Source organism: Rothia sp. HMSC069D01 (assembly GCF_001810135.1).
In the GTDB taxonomy this organism is placed as follows: Bacteria; Actinomycetota; Actinomycetes; order Actinomycetales; family Micrococcaceae; genus Rothia.
The window spans coordinates 226,537-248,223 of the sequence record NZ_KV800109.1; the positions used below are offsets into that span (position 1 = coordinate 226,537).

Consider the following 21,687-nt stretch of genomic DNA (forward strand, 5'->3'; position numbering starts at 1 on the left):
TTATGGGTGCTAAAAAATCTTTAAAAAACTTCTAGAAACCTCAAAAATCTGCGAATTCCCCTCTCTGGACCCCCAAAACAGGGTCGAAAGGCGCCCAAAGCCCTCGCCAACAAAGACAAACCAAGAAACCCCAGAGCCAGAGGGTAGCAGAACGATACAAGAAGAGCCCCTCCTGACGGAGGGGCTCTCTAACAGACTCTGTATATAGAGATATATAGGTGGAATAGAAAAGGAGGGGCACTCCCCCACCGAACATTCAGTAATGAATACTTCAGTAGAGAAGAACCCCTCCCCCTCTATATGTATAGAGAAAGTCAGAAGAGACTAGACCAGCTCTACAGCACCCTGGTTCTTCTTGCCACGGCGAACCATCGCAAAACGACCGTGTAGCAGATCATCCTTAGAAATAGCTGCGTCCTCGCCCTGAACCTTCACGCCGTTCACCGAAGCGCCACCCTCCTTCAGAATGCGACGAGCTTCAGAGTTAGACTTCGCAAAGCCCAGCTCAGTCAGAACAGAAATCATGTCCAGACGGTCCTCAGACAGCTTCGCCGAAGGAAGCTCAGCAATCACAGACTCCAGGGTAGCCTCATCCAGAGCAGCGAAATCGCCCTTACCGAACAGAGCCTCCGAAGCAGCCACAGCCTGATCGGTAGCCTCAGTACCGTGAACCAGCGAAGTCACCAGGTACGCCAGAGTCTTCTGAGCCTCACGCTTAAACGGCTCCTTCTCAACCTTCTCAGCAAACTCAGCAATCTCAGCACGAGTCAAGAAAGTAAAGACCTTCAGGCGATCCACCACATCCGCATCCGCAGTGTTCAGCCAGAACTGGTAGAAAGCGTAGGGCGAGCACATCTGCGGGTTCAGCCAAATAGCGTTACCCTCGCTCTTACCGAACTTAGTGCCATCAGAGTTAGTAATCAGCGGAGTACCAATAGCGTGAACGCTCTTACCCTCCACCTTACGAATCAGCTCAGTACCGCTCGTCAGGTTACCCCACTGATCAGAACCACCGGTCTGCAGAGTACAACCGAAACGACGGTTCAGCTCCAAGAAGTCCAGGCCCTGCAGAATCTGGTACGAGAACTCGGTGTACGAAATGCCCTCATCAGAGTTCAGGCGCTTCGCAACAATCTCCTTCTTTACCATGGTGCCCACGCGGAAATGCTTACCAACATCGCGCAGCAGCTGCAGAGCAGACATCTGACCGCTCCAGTCCAGGTTATTCACCATACGGGCAGCGTTCTCACCCTCGAACGACAGGAAACGCTCAATCTGAGCGCGCAGAGACTTAACCCACTCAGCAACAACCTCAGGAGAGTTCAGCACACGCTCAGAAGTCTGACGCGGATCACCAATCAAACCGGTGAAACCACCCACCAGACCCAGCGGCTTGTGACCGGCAAGCTGCAGACGACGCATCACCAGCAGCTGCACCAGGTGACCCAGGTGCAAAGAAGCCGCAGTCGGATCATAACCCGTATAGAAAGTCAGGCTCTCCTCGCTCAGCGCCTTCTCCAGAGCAGCCTCATCAGTGCTCACGTGCACCAGGCCGCGCCACTTCAGTTCCTGCCAAATATTCTCGAAGGTATCGTCATTATGCTGCGCGTTGAGGATCTCGGCAGACATGCTTCTCCCATTCACAAGGTAACAACGCCCGAAGGCGCTCGAACAAAATATGTAACAAGCCTAGCACCGCACCAGCCCAAACGCTCAGAAAAACCCAAGCGAGCGCCCAAACCGGTGCAGCACCGGCTCAAAGAAATAACAGAAAGAGGCTACAGAGCTATGAAGGCTACAGGCCCGCGGGCATCCGCGAACCCACCATGTGCAGGCGCTGAGTCGGACGAGTCATCGACACGTACAAGTCGCCCACAGCACCACCAGCATCATCGATCAGCTGCTGCGGCTCAACAATCACCACAACATCAAACTCCAGGCCCTTCGCTTCCCACGGAGTCAGAACCAGCACCTGATTCTCCAACGCAGTCTGCGCGGTACCCGTACGATCAGCATGAGCACGAGCCACAGCCTGAGCCGTCTGAACATACAGGCTCGGCGGGCACACCACACCAATCAGAGCACCACCCGAATGAGCGACCTCCTCACTGACCACGGACACGGTCTGCTCCACAACAGACTCGGCGGCAACCTCATGCACCTGCGGAGGCCACTGGCCCTCACGCACCGCACGAGGCGCAGACACCTCATAGCCAGCAGCCTGCGCAACCGACACCGCCGCCTCAGCAATCTGCGCCGGAGTACGGTAATTAATCGTCAGCTCCTCCAGAGTGAAGCGCTCACCCACAAACGGCTCCAACGCCTGCGACCACGAGGAAGCAGCCGCAGCAGAAGAAGCCTGAGCAATATCGCCCACAATCGTGAACGACTTCATCGGGCAACGACGCATCAGCAGACGCCACTGCATGGGCGAGAGCTCCTGAGCCTCATCCACCACAATATGGCCATACGCCCACGTACGATCAGCCGACGCCGCAGCCGCAGCAGTCATACGCTCGCCACGAACCTCATTCATCATCGCAATCTGCTCAGGAGTAATCACGCCATCAGCGCCAATATCCTCCAGCGACTGGTGAACATTCTCCAGCGCCTTCGCAGCGTTCTCAAGGTTCGCGCGATGCTCCGCCGCAGCACGAGCCGCAGCAGCCGCACCGGTCACCTTCGAAAAATCACCCAAAAGCTCAGCAGCCTCATCCAACAGAGGAACATCAGCCTCCGTGAAAGGGGCATCCGCCGGGCGAGCCAACAGCTCACGCTCAGCCTTCGACAGCTCACGAGTCGCAGACTCCAGATAGTGCGGCTTCGAAAACAGCGAGCGCAACAGAGTCTCAGGCGACAGCGGCATCCACGCCAGATTCAAGGCACGGCGCACATCCATCGAGGCACGCACATCATCCTGCAGATACGGACGCTCCACCACACGACCCGCCGCACGGTTCAGCTGATCATCCAGCTTCGCAGTCAGCTCCTTCAACAGAATCTTCACGAACGTCTCACGAGCCTCATTATGCGGCTTGCCCGTCGAACGAGCACGAGAACGAGCCGAACGAACCATCTCCGGAGTCAGCTCAACATCAGTACCCTCAACATTCAGACGCTGAACCTGAGCCGGCACCTTCTGACGATCCGCCACCGCACACTTAATAACCTTCACCATGCGCAAATCGCCCTTCAACGCGGCAACCGCGCGGTCCTTCTCAGGCACAGCACGCAGACCCGGATACAGGGTCGCCAACGAAGACATCACCACGCCGGTCTCACCCAGCGACGGAAGCACACGCTCGATGTACCACATGAACGAATTCGAGGGGCCAACCACCAGCACGCCAGCCTTCGACAGGCGCTCACGGTTCGTGTACAGCAGATACGCCGCACGATGCAGCGCCACAGCTGTCTTACCGGTACCGGGACCACCCTGCACCACACGCACACCCGGCAGCTCCGAGCGGATAATCGCATCCTGCTCAGCCTGAATCGTCGCCACAATATCGCCCATGCGGCCGGTACGCTTCTTATTCAACGCCGCCAGCAGAGCGCCCTCGCCGTGGAGGGAATCCTCATCCTGCAGCATCTCCGAATCGAAGACCTCATCCTCAATATTGACGACAGTACGGCCCTCAAGCATCAGGTGACGGCGACGGCGCACACCCATCGAGTGGAAAGCAGTTGCCTGATAGAACGTACCCGCCTCCGGGGCACGCCAATCCATCAGCAGACGCTGCTGATTACTATCCGTAATACCGATACGACCGATATAGCGCACCGCATCAGCACCCTCACGGTCCATATCCAAACGACCAAAGGTCAGACGAGAATCCACAGCATTCAGCTGCGCCAAACGATCTTCATAGTGAGTAGCAAAAGAGTCACGCTCCGAACGGTTCTGATGACCGCCCACCGCCTGATTCTTACGCACAGCAGCCAGCTTCTCAGCCGTCTCCTCACGGAGCTCATCCAGGCGAGCATACACGCGAGCAACATACTCACGCTCCGCCGCCATCTGCTCAGCAAACAGCTTCTCAGCCGCCGAAGAATCAGCAGACTGCTGGGGTAGAGATTCAGATGACACGTAAGCTCCTTAAACCTATGGTGTCTCAAAGACAGGGTGCGATAGACACCCAAAAATACGGGTCACTATTTTACAGGACAGGCTCCGAAGGGCAGAAATATTACCCCCACAGAAAAGTGCCCCACCGGCTCAACCGGCGGGGCACCCCTCATCAATATCAGCTGCACACGCCCAAAGGACGGTACGCCTCAAACTCTATAAAACTACTTCGACGGCAGCGGGTACTCAGAGACCATGCTCAGCGTCTCAAGACGGTAACCGTCCAGCGCCTCACGACCGCCCAGGCCCTCCAGCTCCAGAAGAGCACCAACGCCGGCAACCTTCAGGTTCGCGCGCTCCACCAACTTCGCGGCAGCCACCAGGGTACCGCCAGTCGCCAGCAGATCATCCAGCAGAAGAACACGGGTGCCCGGCGCGAAATCACTACAGTGAATCTCGATCGCGGCGCTACCGTACTCCAGCGCATACTCCTCACGGTACGTCTCACGCGGAAGCTTACCCGCCTTACGGACCGTCATAATGCCGGTGCCGGTAGCGTACGCGAGCGCAGAAGCCAGCAAGAAACCGCGAGCCTCAACACCAGCAACCACATCAAACTGACCCTCAAAACGAGCAGCCAGCTCATCAATGCACGCCTTGAACACCTCAGCATCAGCGAAGAGAGTGGTCACATCGTAAAAGAGGATGCCTTCGTGCGGGTAATTCGGAATCGTAGCGCAAGCAGTCGGAATCAACTGCTCAATAGGGGTTCGCGAAGCCTCAGAAGCGGGAACGCTCATGCTCTCTCTTTCGTGAAGGGGATAGCCCCGGAAAAACTACCCGGGAACAATAACGCGGTAGAAGCCGCCTACAAGATTCTACCCCCTTCACCCGCGGTTGTCCTCAGATGAGCGATAAGAACCATCTGCCGGGATTAGCCCCGCTGAATCAAAACCCGCAAGTCACGCTTAAGAATCTTGCCGGTCGGCCCCAGTGGCATGCTCTCCACCATCACGTAGCGGCGAGGATACTTATACGCCGCCAAACGAGTACGCGCCAACGCATTCAACTCCGCCTGCAGCACGCCCTCATCAGCACCCGGACGCGGCATCACCACGGCGACAACCTCCTCACCCACACGATCATCCGGCACACCCAACACAGCTACCGACTGCACCTGCTCATGGGTATAGAGAACATCCTCAATCTCACGCGGATACACCGAATAGCCGTTACGCAGAACCATGTCCTTAATACGGTCCACAATAAAAATATTGCCCTGCTCATCCACGCGCGCAACATCGCCGGTCGCAAACCACTCGCCGTCAAAAACCTCAGCAGTAGCCGCAGGATTATTCCAGTAGCCAGCCATCACATTCTCGCCGCGTACCCACAGCTGACCGCTCACACCCGGCGCACACTCGGAACCCTGCGGACAACGGACCTGTACCTGCACGCCCGGCAGAACACGACCCACCGAACCGAGCACCATGCCAAACTCCGCCTGGTTAAACGAAACCACCGGCGAAGTCTCACTCAAACCGTAGCCCTCATACACCGGGCACTCAATCAGCGTTTTCAACGCAGAATGCACCGGCGCAGGTAGCGGCGAACCACCCGAAATACCGAAGCGGATGCGACCACGCAGCGAGCGCGCACGCTCAGGCTCAGCCTCCAGCGCCGCCGCCAACGACACATACATGCTCGGGACCGCAGCCAACACCGACACCCCTGCACACTCAATCAAATTCAGCGCACCATCAGGGGTAAAACGCGGCAGCAAAGCCACTGTAGCCGACGCCGCAAACGCCGCGTTCATCGACACCGTCTGACCGAACGCGTGGAACAGCGGAAGGCCACCAAAAATGACGTCCTCAGCGGTAAACCCAAAAACGCTCACGCAGCTACGAGCATTCGAGAGGATATTCGCGTGGGTCAGCGTCGCACCCTTAGGTTTGCCCGTCGTACCCGACGTGTAGAGAATAATCGCCGGGTCGCTCGCCGCCACCGGGACAGGCTCCAGAACAGTAGCCGACGGATCCGCATCCGACAGCGCGCTATCGGGAGGCGCATCAAAAGGAGCCACCGGTGAGCCCTCTCCCCCGGTGAAAATCTCGCAACGAACCGAACCGTTCTTCACCGGCACCGTCGAGGATGCCTCCGACGCCAGACGAGTACCCGCAAACGCAAAAAGCACCTTCGCCCCGCTATCGCGCAGATGATACTCCAGCTCAGCACCCGACAACAGCGGATTCAACGGAACACAAATCGCACCCGCAGCCACAATGCCGTAATACAGTGCAGGCATCAACGCCACATTCGGCATAGACAACGCCACACGGTCACCACGCTCAACACCGAGCGCCGCCAAATGACGCTGAACCTGCGCGGCCGCAGACGCCAACTGCGCGTAGCTCACCACCCGCATATCAGCAGATTCAGAAGCCGGAATCGCCAAAGCTGTCTTAGCCCCCGAACCAGAAGCAGCCTCAGCCAAAAGGTAGGCAATATTGTTCGCTGAATCGTGTATTTCAGACATGATAGAAAACTCTCACCACAGAAAAATCGGTATATCTAGAAAAGGAGAAGACGAGCTAGAAGCCCGGCAAAGAACCCGAAGACAGCAGAAGGGCGTACCTTCAACCGCTCCCCCCGAAATATCAGAAGAACAGCGCAAGATACGCCCCAGCTACTACTGAGCAGCAGACCAATCCAAGAAGCTCTCGGCAAGCGCAGCCCCACCATTGGGGTCACGAGTAATCACTATTACCGTATCGTCACCGGCAATAGTGCCCATAATCGCTTCAAGACCGCCCTGATCAATAGACGACGCCAAGAACTGCGCAGCACCCGGAGGAGTACGCAGAACCGTAATATTTGCCGAACCCTCAGCGGTAATCAGCAGTTCCTTAAACAGGGAAATCATACGGGCATCAGGTGCAGTACCGCCGCCACGACGAGCAGGATAATTCGGCACAGCATAAATCAAGCCAGCGCCTTCATCACGGATGCGCTCAGCGCCAATTTCAACAAGATCACGGGAAAGGGTCGCCTGAGTAACCTTCATACCATCATCGGCCAGGTACTGCGCCAGTTCAGCCTGGGAGCGGACACGTCGGGTCTGCAGCAATTCAACGATGCGTGCCTGACGCGCGATCTTGGTCGAGGGGAAAGGCATAATATCTCTTCTTCCTACGGTGCCAATCACGAATTCAGAACGGAGCTGCCCAACGGTGGCGCAGCGCGACATTCTTTACTACCCAAGATAATACATATGCACATAAATATGCGCACCAAATATGGATTATTCCAAGATATGGGGGAAATTTCAGGGTTTATCTCACCAACTGTCACGCAAAATGCCGCGAATGTAGCGTGTATCTACACATTCGGGCGCATAACCTCACAATGAATGCATAGCGTGCAAGAACATTGTGGACTGGTGCGCTGCGCCGGTCAAGAGACCTCCGGTAGGCGAGCGCGAAAAAGGAGCCCGCCTCCAGCAACATCACGTGCACCAGAAACAGGCTCCTTCAACAAAACTTCGAGGTGAATCCTCAGGACTCAGAACGCCTAGCGCTCATCCTCCACCAGACCATCCAGGTCCTCATACTCGACATCGCGCGAACGGCGGTTCAGCCACACAGCAAAACCCAGACCCAGCAGAAGCACCAGCACCGCACCAACAATACTTGCGATACCGGCAAAACGCTCGGCGTTCACGCTGTCCTCAGTCACAGGCTTCAACGTGCCCTTCTCGGCGGTGTAGACGACCTCAAGAGTGCCGCCCTTCTCCACCAACAGGCCGTCTACCTCACGCGGGAACTCCGAAGGAACGTCACCAGTCTGCGAACCACGGAACTCAATCGGAGCACCCGAAGTCACTTGATACTTATCCTTCAGGTTCGACACATACGTCTTACCGTTCAGCGCGTCATCAGCCGGCAAGTTGCCCTTATAACGAGCAACATTGCCCTTCGTAATCAGGTCAGGAGTCAAATCCTGGTAGGTGCCCTGAATGACCCAGCTCTTGCCAGCATACTCAGCGTTATTATTCACCGACGCAAAAGCACGAACACCCACAACAGCCAAAATAATGGAAAGAATAACCGCAACGACAGCAGAAAGAACCGACAGCCAGTTCACGCCCGGACGGTCATCCAGCTCTTCCTCACTCATCGCGAAAAGGGAGGAGTTCTCTTCCTCATCGTCGTAATCCTCGTACTCGTCGTACTCCTCATACTCAGAATCTTCATACTCAGAGTCATCGTACTGAGAATCATCGTACTGGGAATCCTCAAAGTAGGTTTCTTCGACCTCAGTAGACTGCGACAGCTCATCCTGTTCGCGCGAGTTCTCTCGATTAGCCATTACTCTCTCCCTCACTTCATCTATCTTCTAGGGTACCCATAACCACATGAGTTCACCAATGAAAGCGCTTATCAACGCTTCAAAAACCAACTCAACAGGTAAACCCACCACGCAACGCCAAAAGCTACGGGGTGGGAGCCAACAACTCCCACCCCGTCAGCACTAAGCGTTACGCCATAGGGTCAGACCCGATTAGACACGCGGTTCCGCACCCAGCTGCTCAACAGTCGCAGCCACAGCAGCCTCACGAGCAGCCGAAGCCTCATCAGCAGTCAGCGTACGATCCGGCGCGCGGAAACGCAGAGCAAACGCCAAAGACTTCTTCGACTCATCAATACCGACACCGCGGTAATCATCAAAGACGCGGATATCCTCCAGCAGCTCACCAGCACCCTCACGCAGAACACGCTCCACCTCAGAAGCAGGCAGATCGCGGTCCACCAGAAGCGCCACATCCTGAGTAGCAGCCGGGAAAGTCAGCACCGGAGTAGCCTGACGCGCCTCAACACGACCAGCAAACAGAGCCGAGAAATCCAGCTCAAACGCGCAAGTACGCTCCGGCAGGTTCAGCTCCTGCAGAAGCTTCGGGTGTAGCTCGCCAGCGAAACCAACGCGCTCACCGGCAGCGTTCAGAACCTCAGCCACACGGCCCGGGTGGAACGCAGTGTGCACACCATTACGCACCTGAATCTCAGCCGACACAGCAGCAGCCACCAGACGCACAGCGTCCAGAGCGTCACGCCAGTCGTAAGCGCGCGGAGCAGCACCCGGCATCGCCTCGTGCTCAGTACCTGCAAACAGACCAGCAATGAAAGTGGGCTGCTGCGGAATACCGGCATTCAGATCAGCCAGAACCTCATCCGAGGGGCGAGCTCCCAGCGGCGGAATAGACTCGGAGCCCAGCTGCTCACCCGGAATGAACACATGACCCGACTCAAAAATAGCCAAGTTCTTGAAACCACGAGACAGGTTACGCTTCAGAACCTCAACCAGACCCGGCAGCAGCGAGCGGCGCATCCAGCCCTCAGCCGAAGAAATCGGGTTCTCCAGGCGAATCGAAGGAACCTCAGTCACCGGGTTCTCGGGGGTGCTCGCCCACGGAGCCGACCACAGGTTATTCGCATCAGCCGACACGAAGGGGTACGCAAACACCTCAGTCAGACCGGAAGCAGCCAGCGCATTCAGCGCACGACGCTTACCCGCCTGCTCCGGAGTGTAACCGCGGCCCGCAGGAGCCACCGGCAGGGTCGAGGGGATGTTCGCATAACCGTCAATACGTGCAATTTCCTCGGTCAGGTCCTCCTTCGCGCGCAGGTCAGTACGCCACGACGGGACAGTCACCGCGTAACCAGACTCGGTACGCTCCACCGAGCAACCAATCTCACGCAGGCACGACTCAATCTGCTCCGGCGAGTAATCCACGCCGATACGACCAGCAGTGTAATCAGCAGGCAGGTCAATCACGACCGGCTCATAGCCGAGGGATACGTCAGTAACGCCCGGCTCAACCTGAGCACCAGCCAGCTCAACCAGCAGCTCAACCGCACGCTGAGCAGCCGCTGCCTGAATCAGCGGATCAACGCCACGCTCAAAACGCTTCGAGGACTCAGAAATCAGCTTGTGACGGCGAGCAGTACGAGCCACCGACACCTCATCAAAACGAGCAGCCTCAACCAGAATGCGGGTGGTCGAATCGGTCACCTCAGTGGAGGCGCCGCCCATCACACCGGCAAGACCAATCACACCGGAATCATCAGCAATGACAATATCCTCGGGGTGCAGAGTACGCTCAACGCCATCCAGGGTCACCAGCTTCTCACCAGCTGCGGCGCGACGCACCACAATCTCACCCTGAACCTTGTCAGCGTCGTAGAAGTGCAGCGGCTGACCGGTCTCCAGCATCACGTAGTTCGAAATATCCACCGGCAGCGACAGCGAGCGCACACCCGCCAGACGCAGACGCGAAGACATCCAGGTCGGAACCGGCGCATCCGCCTTCACGCCCGAAACCTCACGCATCACAAAACGAGTGCAGCCCGGGTTACCGTGAATCGGGGCGTCATCACGCAGAGCAACCGGGTGACCGGACTCGTTAGCCTCCGGGGCGCGCTCGCCGTACGCCAGCACAAAATCCTCGAAGGAAGAACCGGTAGCGTGGCACCACTCGCGAGCAATACCGCGCAGAGAGAACGCGTAACCGCGGTCCGGGGTCACGTTCACCTCGGCAGCCTGATCGTACAGGCCCAGCAGCTCCATCGCATCGGTGCCAAGCTCCGGGTCCAGGCCCAGGGTCGAAAGCACCAGGATGCCGCCGTGATCATCGCCAATACCCAGCTCACGAGTCGAAGCAATCATGCCAGCCGACTTGTGACCGTAAGTCTTACGGGCAGTAATCGCGAAACCACCGGGCAGAACAGCGCCGGGCAGGGTCACAACAACCTTGTCACCGGGCTTGAAATTGTGGGCACCACAAATAATGCCCTGCACGCCGGAAGGCTCAATGCCCTTACCGGTCAGAGTCTGCTCCTGGCCCTCCGGAACCACACGCACCTGGCACCAGTTCACGGTCTTGCCGTTAGAGTGGGTCTCCGGCTCCATGGAGAGCACCTGGCCAACCACAATTGGTCCGGACAGCTCATCAGAGGGGCGGTGAACGTCTTCTTCTTCCAGGCCAACCTTCACCAGGGTTGCCATCAAATCTTCAGCCGAAGCATCCTCAGCTACAGGCACGAACTCGCGCAGCCATGACAGGGGTACACGCATAATTTAGATCTCCATCCCGAACTGCTCAGAGAAACGGATGTCGCCTTCAACCATGTCATGCATGTCAGCGACGTTGTTACGGAACATGAGGGTACGTTCAATACCCATACCGAAAGCGAAGCCCGAGTACTCCTCAGGATCAATACCCGCAGCACGCAAAACGTTGGGGTTCACCATGCCGCAGCCACCCCACTCAATCCACTGCGGGCCGCCCTTAGCGTTCGGGTGCCACAAATCCAGCTCAGCGGAAGGCTCAGTGAACGGGAAGAAGTTCGGGCGCAGGCGAATCTTAGCGTCCTCACCGAACATGGCGCGTGCCATGTACTCCAGGGTGCCCTTCAGATCAGCCATAGTCAGGCCCTTATCCACGGCAAGACCCTCGATCTGGTGGAAGACCGGGGTGTGGGTCGCATCCAGCTCATCGGTACGGTACACCTGACCCGGGCACACAATGTACAGCGGCAGCTCGCGAGAAAGCAGCGAGCGCATCTGCACCGGCGACGTGTGGGTGCGCAGCAGCAGGTGAGCGTTCTTCGGCTCAACGTAGAAAGTGTCCTGCATTTCGCGTGCCGGGTGATCCGGCTTAATGTTCAGAGCGTCAAAGTTGTACCACTCAGACTCCAGCTCCGGGCCGTCAGCAACTTCCCAACCCATACCGACGAAAATATCGGTCAGGCGCTCCTGCATCAGAGCAATCGGGTGGCGGCCGCCCAGGGAACGGCGAGGCGAAGCAGCAGAAACGTCCACAGCCTCCTCAGCCAGGATGCGAGCCTCACGCTCAGCCTCCAGCTCAGCGGTACGAGCCTCAATAGCCTCAGTCAGGGCTGCACGAGCCTGACCCATCAGCTTACCCACCGGGCCCTTGTGCTGGTTCTGAAGATCACGCATCTGACGGTTCGCGATGCTCATGATGCCCTTCTCACCGAAGAAGCTCAGGCGCACCTCCTTGAGGCTGTCAAAATCGGTAGCCTTCTCGCGAATCTCCTGCTTGGCGCGCTCACGCTCAGCCTCAAAAGCCTCACGGATAGCGTCCAAACCGTTCTCGGGGTTCTCCTCCAGAACCTGCGCAATGCGGGCGAGAACCTGAGCCGGGCCGTTAAGACCCTCGTGTTCCTGCACGGAATCGGTCATTGTCACTCTTCTCTGCATACCACCGGCACTATGCCGGCTGGCTCGTTATACACCTTAGGCAGCACCATCTGCTCTCCCCCGGCTACCCGCACAGGGTGCGGAACAGGGGGAAGGCGACGGGCGCATATCCTATCTATTTTAGACCAGAGAGGCAAGCGCAAACAGCAGAACGCCCGGATAGTCCATCCGGGCGTTCTAGAGTATATCTTTTCAACAACAGGGTTGAAGAGGGTACTTCTACTTCAGAGCCTGCTTCACAGCCGGGTCAAAAGAAGCACGAATCCACAGCACGTTCGCAATGAACCATGCCGCGTACAGAGGCACGAAGCCGTAGCGCTGAGCGTCAATGACATTACCAATCAGAGACAAAATCGCCACGAACGCACCCAGAATCGCAAAAATCAGACCAACAGTCAGGCCCAGACGCCTGCCCTTCTGAATCGTGAAGTAGACCCAGATGTACACAACCGCAGAAACAACCAGCAGGCCGATACCGCCTGCAACGCCGACCTCCGGCAGACCCTTCAGCGGGGACAGGTTATCCGGTGCGAACGAGGAAATAACACCGTGAATCAAGCAGAGCAGCGCGGAGACAATCATAATCTCCTGCAGACGCAGAATCTTCGGGTGCTTGGTCGGCGAGTGGAACAGAATTCCGCGCGGCTCAGCGCCGCCTTCCTGAATATAAATAGCTTGAGTGTCCGAGGGAACCGCGTCGGAGCGGTAGGCACCCGGATCAAACGGGGGTTGAGCAGTCATCATTGTCTCCCAATACGTATGTGATTTCTCCCTCAATACTACCCGCCTGCTGGTTGGTTTCCAAAGCATGCACCCGTGTCGAACCCATATGTGACAAATTCCCCTCCCCCACAAAAACCCACAAAGAGACAGCCTAAGCGCCCCCAACACCCGCAAAATAGCGGCTGCGCACGCCTTAACAGGAGAAAGCAGGAGGTGACAACACCTCCTGCTTTCAACAACACAAACACGCCGCTTAGCAAGCCTAAGCAGGCGCTAGTCCCACACATCCACTAGCTGAAAAGACCCGAGCAGATGTAGTCGTTCTCATCCTTCACACCCGGCGGCACCGCAAACAGCGCACTACCGGTATGACGCAGATACTCACTCAAAGCGTCCGAAGAAGTCATCGTGCTCAGCATCGGAATAAAATGCGTGCGCGGATCGCACACATACGCAATGAAGAACAAACCAGCGTCCAGGCGGCCCAGCTCATCAGTACCATCCGTGTAGTTGAAGCCGCGGCGCAACATCTGCACACCCTGATTCTGATCAGGATGCATCAGACGCATATGAGAGTCTGCCGGAATCAGAGGACCCGAGCGACCCTTCTCCGAAAAATTAGGAGCCGTGAACTCGTCACCACCGGACAGCGGCGCACCAGTCACCTTCGTACGACCTACAATCTCCTCCTGCTCGCGCAGACGGGTGCGGTCCCACGTCTCAATATTCATGCGGATACGGCGAGCAGCCAGGTAGCTGCCGCCCTCCATCCACGCCGGGCTATTCGCCGAATTCTCAGAGGAAGTCCACACGTGCTTCTTCAGCAGGTTCGGGCTCTCCACCTTCAGATTATTCGTGCCGTCCTTGAAACCGAACAGGTTACGCGCCGTCACCTGGCTCGTCGAGGTCGAAGAGGTACGGCCGAAACCCTGCTGGTTCCACGCCACCACGGCACGACCGCCAGCAATACGAATCAGGTTACGAATCGCGTGGAACGCCACCTGTGGGTCATCCGCACACGCCTGAATGCAGATATCGCCGTTGCTTCGCTTTTCTTCCAGCGCATCACCGGTCATATGAGGGATGCGGACCAGTGCCTCCGGGAGCTTAGAAGCAAAGCCGAAGCGGTCCTTGCCCTCATCGTCAACGAAGAAGCTACGGCCCAGACCAAAGGTGAGGGTCAGGTTCGCGGCGGACAGGTCCATCGCCTCGCCGGTGTCCTTAGGAGGCGCCTCATAGGAGCGGTCCTCCCCCACCAGCTCGCCCGCCTGCAGCTTCGCAGCAGCGGCGCTCCATTCCTTGAACAGGGACTGGATTTCGTCACGGTCGGTAGTCTTCAGGTTCAGCGCCGCAAAATACATGCGGTCCTGAACCGCAGTCGAAATGCCGCTCTGATGCTCACCGTAGAACGAGTGGGAATCCTTCGCGGCAGTCGAGGAAGCGCTCGCAGAAGCCTGCGCACTGGAGTTAGAGGAGCATCCGACGAGCGCGCCGAGGGCGCCCAGAGCACCGGCACCCGCCAGTGCGGCGCCGAGCGCACCGCGGCGGGAGGTGCCAGCAGGCTTAGCGTCGGGGGCTACTTCCGGAGTGTGGTGGTTGGATTCGGTAGGCATGGGAAGGCCTTTCGTGTGATGTGTGAATGATTGAAGAATGCAGCGGCTATATGCGCCCTGCATGAAGAATGCACCTGTGCCGGGTGGAGACACGAATCAACCGTAGTCCCCACCCGGCAAGCCCCGCGGATATCACATACCGCGGCAGGTGAGCGTCGGCGGGATGCTACTTAGTGCCCGCGCCGGTCACAACCTCAGTCATCTTCGAAACCGGCTCAGACAGAGCTTCAACAGCATCGGACAGCTCGCGCACCTGCTCCTTGGTCAGCTCATCGTACGCAGCGAAGCTATCGCCCTTCTTGTACTTGTCGAGCAGCTTCTGAACGACGTCGAGCTTCTTCGCGATGTCCTCAGCCAGCTTCGGGTCCTTCTGCTTCAGAATCGGCAGAACGTCCTCATACGCCACGCGAGCACCATCAATGTTGCCCTGGAAGTCCGAGAGGTCAGTGTGCGACCAAATCTCTTCCTCACCGCTGATCTTGGTGTTTACCACCTCGTCGAGCAGTTCCTTAGCGCCGTTAGAAATCTGGAATGCCTCAAGCTTGAACTCGGAGGAGTGAACCTCGTCGTAGAGCTTCTGGGTGTCCTCAACGAGCTTCTTCGCCAGCTCTGCACGTTCCTGAGCGGTCAGCGGAGTGTACTCCTTGCCGCCGTTCTTCTCAGCGGTAGGCTGCCACAGGTCCTTCTCAATCTTGTGCCAGCCGGTCCATTCCTTGCCCTCTTCCACGTCTGCTTCACGTGCATCCAGTGCGGGGTCCAGGTCACCGAAGGACTCAGCGACCGGCTCAATGCGTTCGTAGTGCAGGCGCGCGGAGGAGTACAGCGCCTTCGCTTCTTCTACCTTGCCGGCGGTGTAGAGCTCAGCGAACTGCTCGGTCTTGGTCTTCAGCGCCTCCACCTGATCCTTGACGTAAGCGGTGTACTGGGTGACTGCGGTGTCGCGCAGTGCCTGCTCATCGGCGGAGATAGTTGCCGCGTTCTCGTTCTTGGTCACGGTGAAATCGCCGCGGATACCGTCGCCAACCATGCCGGGCTTGCACGCGGTCTTGTAGCTACCCTCTGCCAGTTCCACGGTCAGGTCACGGCTGAGGTTCGGGCCAATGTTCTCCACCTCAGAAACGATACGCAGGCCGTCGGAGCCGAGCACGTAGAACTCGTTGACCTTGGTGCCTTCGTTCTTGACCTTGAAGGTGACCTTGCCAGCCTTCACGGTGGTCGCCGACAGCTTGCAGGCATCGTCGCTAGCGCTGACGTTAATAACGCCGTCGGAGGATGCCGCGCCCGAAGCGGAGGACGCCACGTTCTGGTTGTTGGGAGTGCAGCCGGTCAGGGCGAGTGCGCCAACCGAAAGCAGTGCACCGGCGGAGGCGAGAGTCTTACGCATAGGTTCTCCTTATGTAGAGGTCCCGTGAAGGGTGAATGTATGAATAGTTAGGGTTCGCGGACAATCGTTGCCGCAAAAATCTAGGGGGCTGGTTCTCCCGTGCTGGTTCTCCCGTGGAGGCAGAACGCAACCTGGTTTAGGCGGTAGCCTTTTCGGTTTCCGGCTTCTTAGCCGCCGCCTTCAGACCCGGGCGCTGGGCACGGATGAACAGCGGCATCACAATGCCCACATACAGAATCCAGGCGCCCGCCTCAAGCCAGGTAGTGGTCGAGGACAGGTTGAACACAGCCTTGAGCAGGGTGCCGAGGAAACCGCTCGGGTCGATGTAACGGTAGGACTCGAACGCGGTGCTGTTCAGACCCGGCAGGATACCCGCCTCCTGCAGGTCGTGAATACCGTAGGAGAGCACGCCGGCGGCAACGATGACCAGGAACGCGCCGGTAATGGTGAAGAAGCGCGAAAGGTTAATGCGCATCATGCCGCGCATCATGCCCCACGCCATCACGATGGCGATGGCGATACCGACCAGCGCACCGAGCATGGGGGTTGCGTTCGCCTCCTGACCGGCGGTGCGGGTAGCCGACCAGATAAACAGGGTGGTTTCCAGGCCTTCGCGGCCCACGGAAAGCGCCGCCAGCAGAACCACAGCCCAGGCGCTGGTCTGTGCAGCGTCCAGCTTGCCCTTGAGTTCGGCAGAAAGCATGCGGGCGTTTTCAGCCATCCAGAAAATCATCCAGGTGACGAAGCCAACCGAAATGATAGACAGGGAACCGCCAATGGCTTCCTGCGCTTCGAAGGTGAGGGTTTGGGGACCGAAGGTCAGCAGAGCGCCAAAGCCGAGGGACAGTAGGACCGCCACACCGACGCCGGCCCACATGGGTGCCAGCAGGTGGGTACGCTGCGTTTTGCGGATGTAGGCGAGGAGGATACCTACGACCAGTGCCGCTTCGAGGCCCTCGCGCAGGCCAATCAAAAAGTTTCCGAGGAAGGCTCCCCAAAAGTTCATTTCAGTATCACCAATTAGACAGTTTTTCCTTACCTAATAAACATACGGTGATTGGCGCCGGATTTCATCCCGGGTTATGGGGCTGCGCACGCCTAAAACATGCCTAAAATCGCCTATATCTTTACGGTGCAGGCTCTTGGACACGACCTGTCGCCATAACTTTACGCACTGTGAATAAACACCCCAACAAACACGCAAGTCAGGATCACCTGGCGCATAACTCACCCTCAAAATATGAATAAAGGCGGGACTCCCCACAGGAAATCCCGCCTTCAAACAGTGTCGAAAAAGATAGAGAAAATTTATCCTGTTACCGCCGCGAACGTGTCACATAACGGTGACTTAGCCTCGCAACGAACTAACGCAGAGAACTAATACAGGGTCTTAGCGCTACAGCATTAGGATTATGCCTCGCCAACACCTGCATCCTGCAGCTGCTGAAGAAGAGCCACAACAATCGGCAAATCCGCCGGAATCCACGGCAAACCCAGCAGGTCATCATACGCCTGCGCGTCATCTTTAGACTTCGGCAGCGGCATCCACTGCAGAGCGCTGTGATCCTCCAGAGTATCCGGAGTACCCGAAAGAATCTCCGCGAAGAACACGCGCATCGCCAGACGCTCACTCAGACGCCAGCCCTGCGGGTACGCACCGGGCACCTCAGCACCCAGACGGGCCTGCACGCCCAGCTCCTCCTTCAGCTCACGCACCAGCGCCTGCTCGCAGCTCTCCCCCGGCTCGACCTTACCGCCCGGGAACTCCCACATGCCAGCAACTGTCTGCGGCTCAGAACGCTGAGCCACCAGCATGCGGGTCGGAGCCTCCAAAGAATCAACCACGGCGGCGCCAACCACCTGAACCTCAAACGAGAGCAACATATCACTCATCTTTCTCTACCTTCTTCTACGCTTTAGAATCCTTCGTCGGATGCGCATCCTCAGCAGCGTGCTCCGCTACTTCCTTCTTAGCATCCTCAGTATCCTCCGGCTCAGGAGCGTCCTCCACGCCTTCCTGCCACTCTTCTTCCTTATCATTCATATTCGAGGCTTCTGCCACCTCACGGCGAATAGTAGTGCCGTCATTGAGCAGAATGAGCAGGCGGTTACCGTTCTTGAACTCCATGAGGAAGACATCCTCAAGTTCGACCTCAGCCGCACGCAACTGCAGGTACACCCAATCCTCGGTCTTGTGCGCATCCGCGATATCGCGAGTAACCAAGCTACCCTTCACAATCAGAGCAAAGTTCGGCACACCGTCGCCCTTACGAATCACACTCAGCACACCATTCGGCTCAATCTGAGCGAACTCAATGTCTTCCAGGTCGTAAATACCCTGCGCACGAAGGTCAGCAATCAGGCGCATCGGATCAAGAACCACATCTGCCTGCTGGAAGCTCTTAATATCGATATCACCATCCGTAATGACCGGCACGCGCTGCTCACGCACCGCCATATGCAGAAAACGAATCTTCGTGGTCGCCACGTTCAGCAGCTGAATCATGCACAGCGTAAACACCATGTAGATGACAAAGTAGAACAGGCTAATCTGCTTGCTGTACAACACGCCACCGAACACACCACCGATGACAAAGTTACCGATGGTATCAATCGGGGTCTGGTGCCCCGCCTGAGAACGGTGAGTCAGACGCAGGTACACCAAAAGAATGATCAGGCCAACGAAAATCTTTAGCAAACCATCAACGATCATCTCAACGGTCATAACAAAAATCTCCTAGAGCTAGGCCCGGAAAATATCCGGTTCCAGATAAATGATGCGTGCCGCAGGAACAGCCTCGCGAATACGAACCTCAGCCGCGTCAATCTCATCAGCCACAGCGCGGCCGGTGTCGGCATCGTGAATACGAATCTTCGCCGCCACCAGAATCTCCTCGGGACCCAAGTGCACGGTCTTAATGTGGATAATGCGCTCGCTATCGCCATCCTCAATCGCCGCACGAATCTTCGCCAAATCCTCCGGAGAAGCCGCCTCACCCAAAATCAGAGACTTCATCTCCACCGCAAGGAACACGGCAATAAAGACCAGCAGCACGCCAATAGCCAGGGTGCCGAATGCATCCCACAGACCATTACCGGTCAACAGAGTCAGACCCACACCAAAGAGCGCAAAAATCAGACCCAGCAGCGCACCCGCATCCTCCAGCAGAAGCACCGGAAGCTCCGGGTTCTTCGAAGTACGCAAGAAACGCATCCAGCTCTGCTTGCCCTTCAGATCACGCGACTCCTTCACCGCCACGCGGAACGAATTACCCTCCAGCAGAATCGAACCCACCAGAACAGCCACCGGAACCCACTGCCACTCAGTAATACCGTGCGGGTCATGCAGCTTCTCATAACCCTCGTACAGAGCGAACAAGCCACCCAGGGCAAAGATAATAATCGAAACAATAAACGCGTAAATATAGCGGTTACGGCCATAACCAAACGGGTGCTCCTCATCAGCCTGCTTCTGCGAAGCGCGACCGCCCAAAAGAAGCAGAAGCTGATTACCCGAGTCAGCCACCGAGTGAATAGCCTCCGCCAACATCGACGAAGAACGAGTCAGTGCAAAAGCCAAAAACTTCAGCACCGCAATACCCAGGTTCGCACCCAGCGCGGCAATAATCGCGCCCGAACCCGAATGACCAGAAGGAGCAGACATAATTTCCCTTTCTCAGCCCTAAACTAAAACTCTAAAACCTATGAGGCTAAAGCGGCCCACCGCTGTACCACAGCCGTGAACCGCCCAAAACCTAGCGAGAAACGCCGCGCTGAGCCATCGCCGAAGCATACAGGCACACAGCAGCAGCCGTACCCACATTCAAAGACTCAGCCGAACCATAGACAGGAACAGCCACGCGCATCGTAGCGGCTGCCTTCTCTTCAGCGTTCAAGCCCTGCGCCTCATTACCGAAAAGCCACATCGTCGGCTTAGAAAGATCAAAATTACCCTTCACGCCGGACGGGGCGCTCGCCTCCACACCCGCGCGACGGGCCGCGGTGTACTCACTCAGCTCCTGCAGGTTCACCGCACCATAGCCGTCAGCAGCCAGCACCGCGGTCCCCTGAGACTTCACATCCTCCGCGAAGTCCTCGAGTTCCACACCCTGAATAACCGGCACGTGGAACAGCGAACCCGCGGTAGAACGCACCGTCTTCGGGTTGTACAAATCCACCGAGCCCTTGGTGGTAATCACAAGATCGGCGCCGGCTGCATCCGCCACACGCAGGATCGTGCCCGCGTTACCCGGATCCTGCACACGAGACAGCACAGCAATCAACTTCGGGTTCAACGCGCCCTCACCCCAGAGCAGCGAGAAGGAAGCATCCACCATGAAAGAAACCGCAATAATACCCTGCGGCGACACAGAATCAGCCATGGCCGCCAACACCTCTTCGGTCACCACACGCATAAAGACGCGGCGCCCCTCCTCGGGGGTGGGGGTGCCGTACACCTGCTCCAGCAGCTCGGCAATATCCTCATGACGGTCAAAAGCCGCCTCCGTAACGTAGACAGCATCCAGAATCGGCTTCTTCAGATGCGCCTTCAACGCCTCACGCACAGCCTGCGGGCCTTCCACCAGGAACTGGCCCTTCTTCGTGCGAGCAGCACGGGTACGCAGCTTCGCAATATCGCGCACACGGTCAGCCTGCGGGTTGGACATCACAACGGGGGTACTAATACGTTCAAAAAAGTTCACTCTTAAAGGGTACAGGCAAAGACGCACCCAAAAACGCAGAACAGTCACAACCCCAGATACGCAGAAAGCGGCCGCCCACACTCAAAGTGCAGACGGCCGCTCACGACGCTTAAGCATCCTACCCCGAACCTAGATTTTCGAGGTAAGAACACAACCTAGGCTAATTAAGCCTTGGGAGCCGAGGTGTCCTCGGGCAGGTTGTTCTTAGCAATCTCAACCAGTGCGTTGAAGGCAGCGGGCTCGTTAACAGCCAGCTCAGCCAGCATACGGCGGTCGACCTCAACACCAGCAGCCTTCAGGCCCTGGATGAAGCGGTTGTAGGTCAGGCCCTGTGCGCGGGAAGCAGCGTTGATACGCTGAATCCACAGGCGACGGAAGTCACCCTTCTTCTTACGACGGTGGTCGTAGCTGTAAACCAGCGAGTGAGTGACCTGCTCCTTAGCCTTACGGTACAGGCGAGAACGCTGACCGCGGTAGCCGGATGCACGATCGAGAATAGTACGGCGCTTCTTGTGCGCGTTAACCGCGCGCTTCACACGTGCCACGTGTGTCTCCTTCGTCTTATGTCCTGAACAGCTCACATATCACGCTGAACAGGAGCGAGTCTTTAATCAGTGCGCACCACTATCGGTGCGCCAGGTGCAGAGAGTAAGCGTTGCTTACTTACCCAGCATCTTCTTGACAACCTTTGCCTGGCCGCCGGTAACGATCTGGTCAGAAGCCAGACGACGGGTCAGACGAGAGGACTTGTGCTCCAGGTAGTGGCGACGGTTCGCCTGCTGGCGCTTAACCTTGCCGCTACCGGTGAGCTTGAAGCGCTTCTTAGCACCAGAGTGGGTCTTCTGCTTCGGCATAGCTGCCGTTCTCCTTACATTCATCCCCCGCCACAACGGCGGGGGAGCTTAGTGGGGG

General features: G+C 57.4%; 18 protein-coding genes. All 18 read right to left on the reverse strand.

What is annotated here, in order from left to right:
• Positions 1-324 precede the first annotated feature (324 nt).
• Positions 325-1,629: a tyrosine--tRNA ligase gene (gene tyrS / locus HMPREF2710_RS08730; protein WP_049341763.1), complete on the reverse strand. Its 1,305-nt coding sequence runs from the start codon at positions 1,627-1,629 to the stop codon at positions 325-327.
• Positions 1,630-1,795: 166 nt separating this feature from the next.
• Positions 1,796-4,090, reverse strand: a complete 2,295-nt coding sequence (locus tag HMPREF2710_RS08735) for a HelD family protein (RefSeq protein ID WP_070600679.1) — start codon at positions 4,088-4,090, stop codon at positions 1,796-1,798.
• A gap of 203 nt (positions 4,091-4,293) precedes the next feature.
• The gene (locus tag HMPREF2710_RS08740) at positions 4,294-4,869 is read right to left on the reverse strand and encodes an adenine phosphoribosyltransferase (RefSeq protein ID WP_070600681.1); all 576 of its coding nucleotides are present in this window, start codon (positions 4,867-4,869) and stop codon (positions 4,294-4,296) included.
• A gap of 134 nt (positions 4,870-5,003) precedes the next feature.
• Entirely contained in the window at positions 5,004-6,608 is a 1,605-nt protein-coding gene (locus HMPREF2710_RS08745) for an AMP-binding protein (RefSeq protein WP_070600683.1), read from the reverse strand.
• Positions 6,609-6,761: 153 nt separating this feature from the next.
• Positions 6,762-7,247: an arginine repressor gene (locus HMPREF2710_RS08750; RefSeq protein ID WP_049345349.1), complete on the reverse strand. Its 486-nt coding sequence runs from the start codon at positions 7,245-7,247 to the stop codon at positions 6,762-6,764.
• Positions 7,248-7,642: 395 nt separating this feature from the next.
• On the reverse strand, positions 7,643-8,440 hold the full coding sequence (locus HMPREF2710_RS08755) for a hypothetical protein (RefSeq protein WP_070600685.1): 798 nt from the start codon (positions 8,438-8,440) through the stop codon (positions 7,643-7,645).
• A gap of 192 nt (positions 8,441-8,632) precedes the next feature.
• Positions 8,633-11,203, reverse strand: coding sequence for a phenylalanine--tRNA ligase subunit beta (gene pheT, locus HMPREF2710_RS08760; RefSeq protein ID WP_070600687.1), 2,571 nt, complete (start codon positions 11,201-11,203; stop codon positions 8,633-8,635).
• 3 nt (positions 11,204-11,206) lie between these two features.
• Positions 11,207-12,334, reverse strand: coding sequence for a phenylalanine--tRNA ligase subunit alpha (gene pheS, locus HMPREF2710_RS08765; protein WP_049352676.1), 1,128 nt, complete (start codon positions 12,332-12,334; stop codon positions 11,207-11,209).
• Between the two features lie 237 nt (positions 12,335-12,571).
• On the reverse strand, positions 12,572-13,093 hold the full coding sequence (locus tag HMPREF2710_RS08770; RefSeq protein ID WP_049358219.1) for a hypothetical protein: 522 nt from the start codon (positions 13,091-13,093) through the stop codon (positions 12,572-12,574).
• 272 nt (positions 13,094-13,365) lie between these two features.
• Positions 13,366-14,688, reverse strand: a complete 1,323-nt coding sequence (gene efeB / locus HMPREF2710_RS08775; RefSeq protein ID WP_070542806.1) for an iron uptake transporter deferrochelatase/peroxidase subunit — start codon at positions 14,686-14,688, stop codon at positions 13,366-13,368.
• A gap of 166 nt (positions 14,689-14,854) precedes the next feature.
• On the reverse strand, positions 14,855-16,072 hold the full coding sequence (efeO, locus tag HMPREF2710_RS08780; RefSeq protein ID WP_070542801.1) for an iron uptake system protein EfeO: 1,218 nt from the start codon (positions 16,070-16,072) through the stop codon (positions 14,855-14,857).
• A gap of 136 nt (positions 16,073-16,208) precedes the next feature.
• Positions 16,209-17,078, reverse strand: a complete 870-nt coding sequence (gene efeU, locus HMPREF2710_RS08785; RefSeq protein WP_070542798.1) for an iron uptake transporter permease EfeU — start codon at positions 17,076-17,078, stop codon at positions 16,209-16,211.
• Between the two features lie 404 nt (positions 17,079-17,482).
• On the reverse strand, positions 17,483-17,965 hold the full coding sequence (locus HMPREF2710_RS08790) for a (deoxy)nucleoside triphosphate pyrophosphohydrolase (protein WP_070542795.1): 483 nt from the start codon (positions 17,963-17,965) through the stop codon (positions 17,483-17,485).
• Between the two features lie 16 nt (positions 17,966-17,981).
• Positions 17,982-18,797: a DUF421 domain-containing protein gene (locus HMPREF2710_RS08795; RefSeq protein WP_070542791.1), complete on the reverse strand. Its 816-nt coding sequence runs from the start codon at positions 18,795-18,797 to the stop codon at positions 17,982-17,984.
• A gap of 18 nt (positions 18,798-18,815) precedes the next feature.
• A complete protein-coding gene (locus tag HMPREF2710_RS08800; protein WP_005507873.1) occupies positions 18,816-19,736 on the reverse strand; it encodes a cation diffusion facilitator family transporter in 921 nt (306 codons plus the stop codon).
• 91 nt (positions 19,737-19,827) lie between these two features.
• Positions 19,828-20,739: a TrmH family RNA methyltransferase gene (locus HMPREF2710_RS08805; RefSeq protein WP_246824563.1), complete on the reverse strand. Its 912-nt coding sequence runs from the start codon at positions 20,737-20,739 to the stop codon at positions 19,828-19,830.
• A 200-nt stretch (positions 20,740-20,939) separates the two neighbouring features.
• Complete coding sequence (gene rplT, locus HMPREF2710_RS08810) at positions 20,940-21,320, reverse strand: 50S ribosomal protein L20 (RefSeq protein ID WP_005507127.1); 381 nt, start codon at positions 21,318-21,320, stop codon at positions 20,940-20,942.
• Positions 21,321-21,434: 114 nt separating this feature from the next.
• Positions 21,435-21,629, reverse strand: a complete 195-nt coding sequence (gene rpmI / locus HMPREF2710_RS08815) for a 50S ribosomal protein L35 (RefSeq protein WP_004006287.1) — start codon at positions 21,627-21,629, stop codon at positions 21,435-21,437.
• Positions 21,630-21,687: the final 58 nt, after the last annotated feature.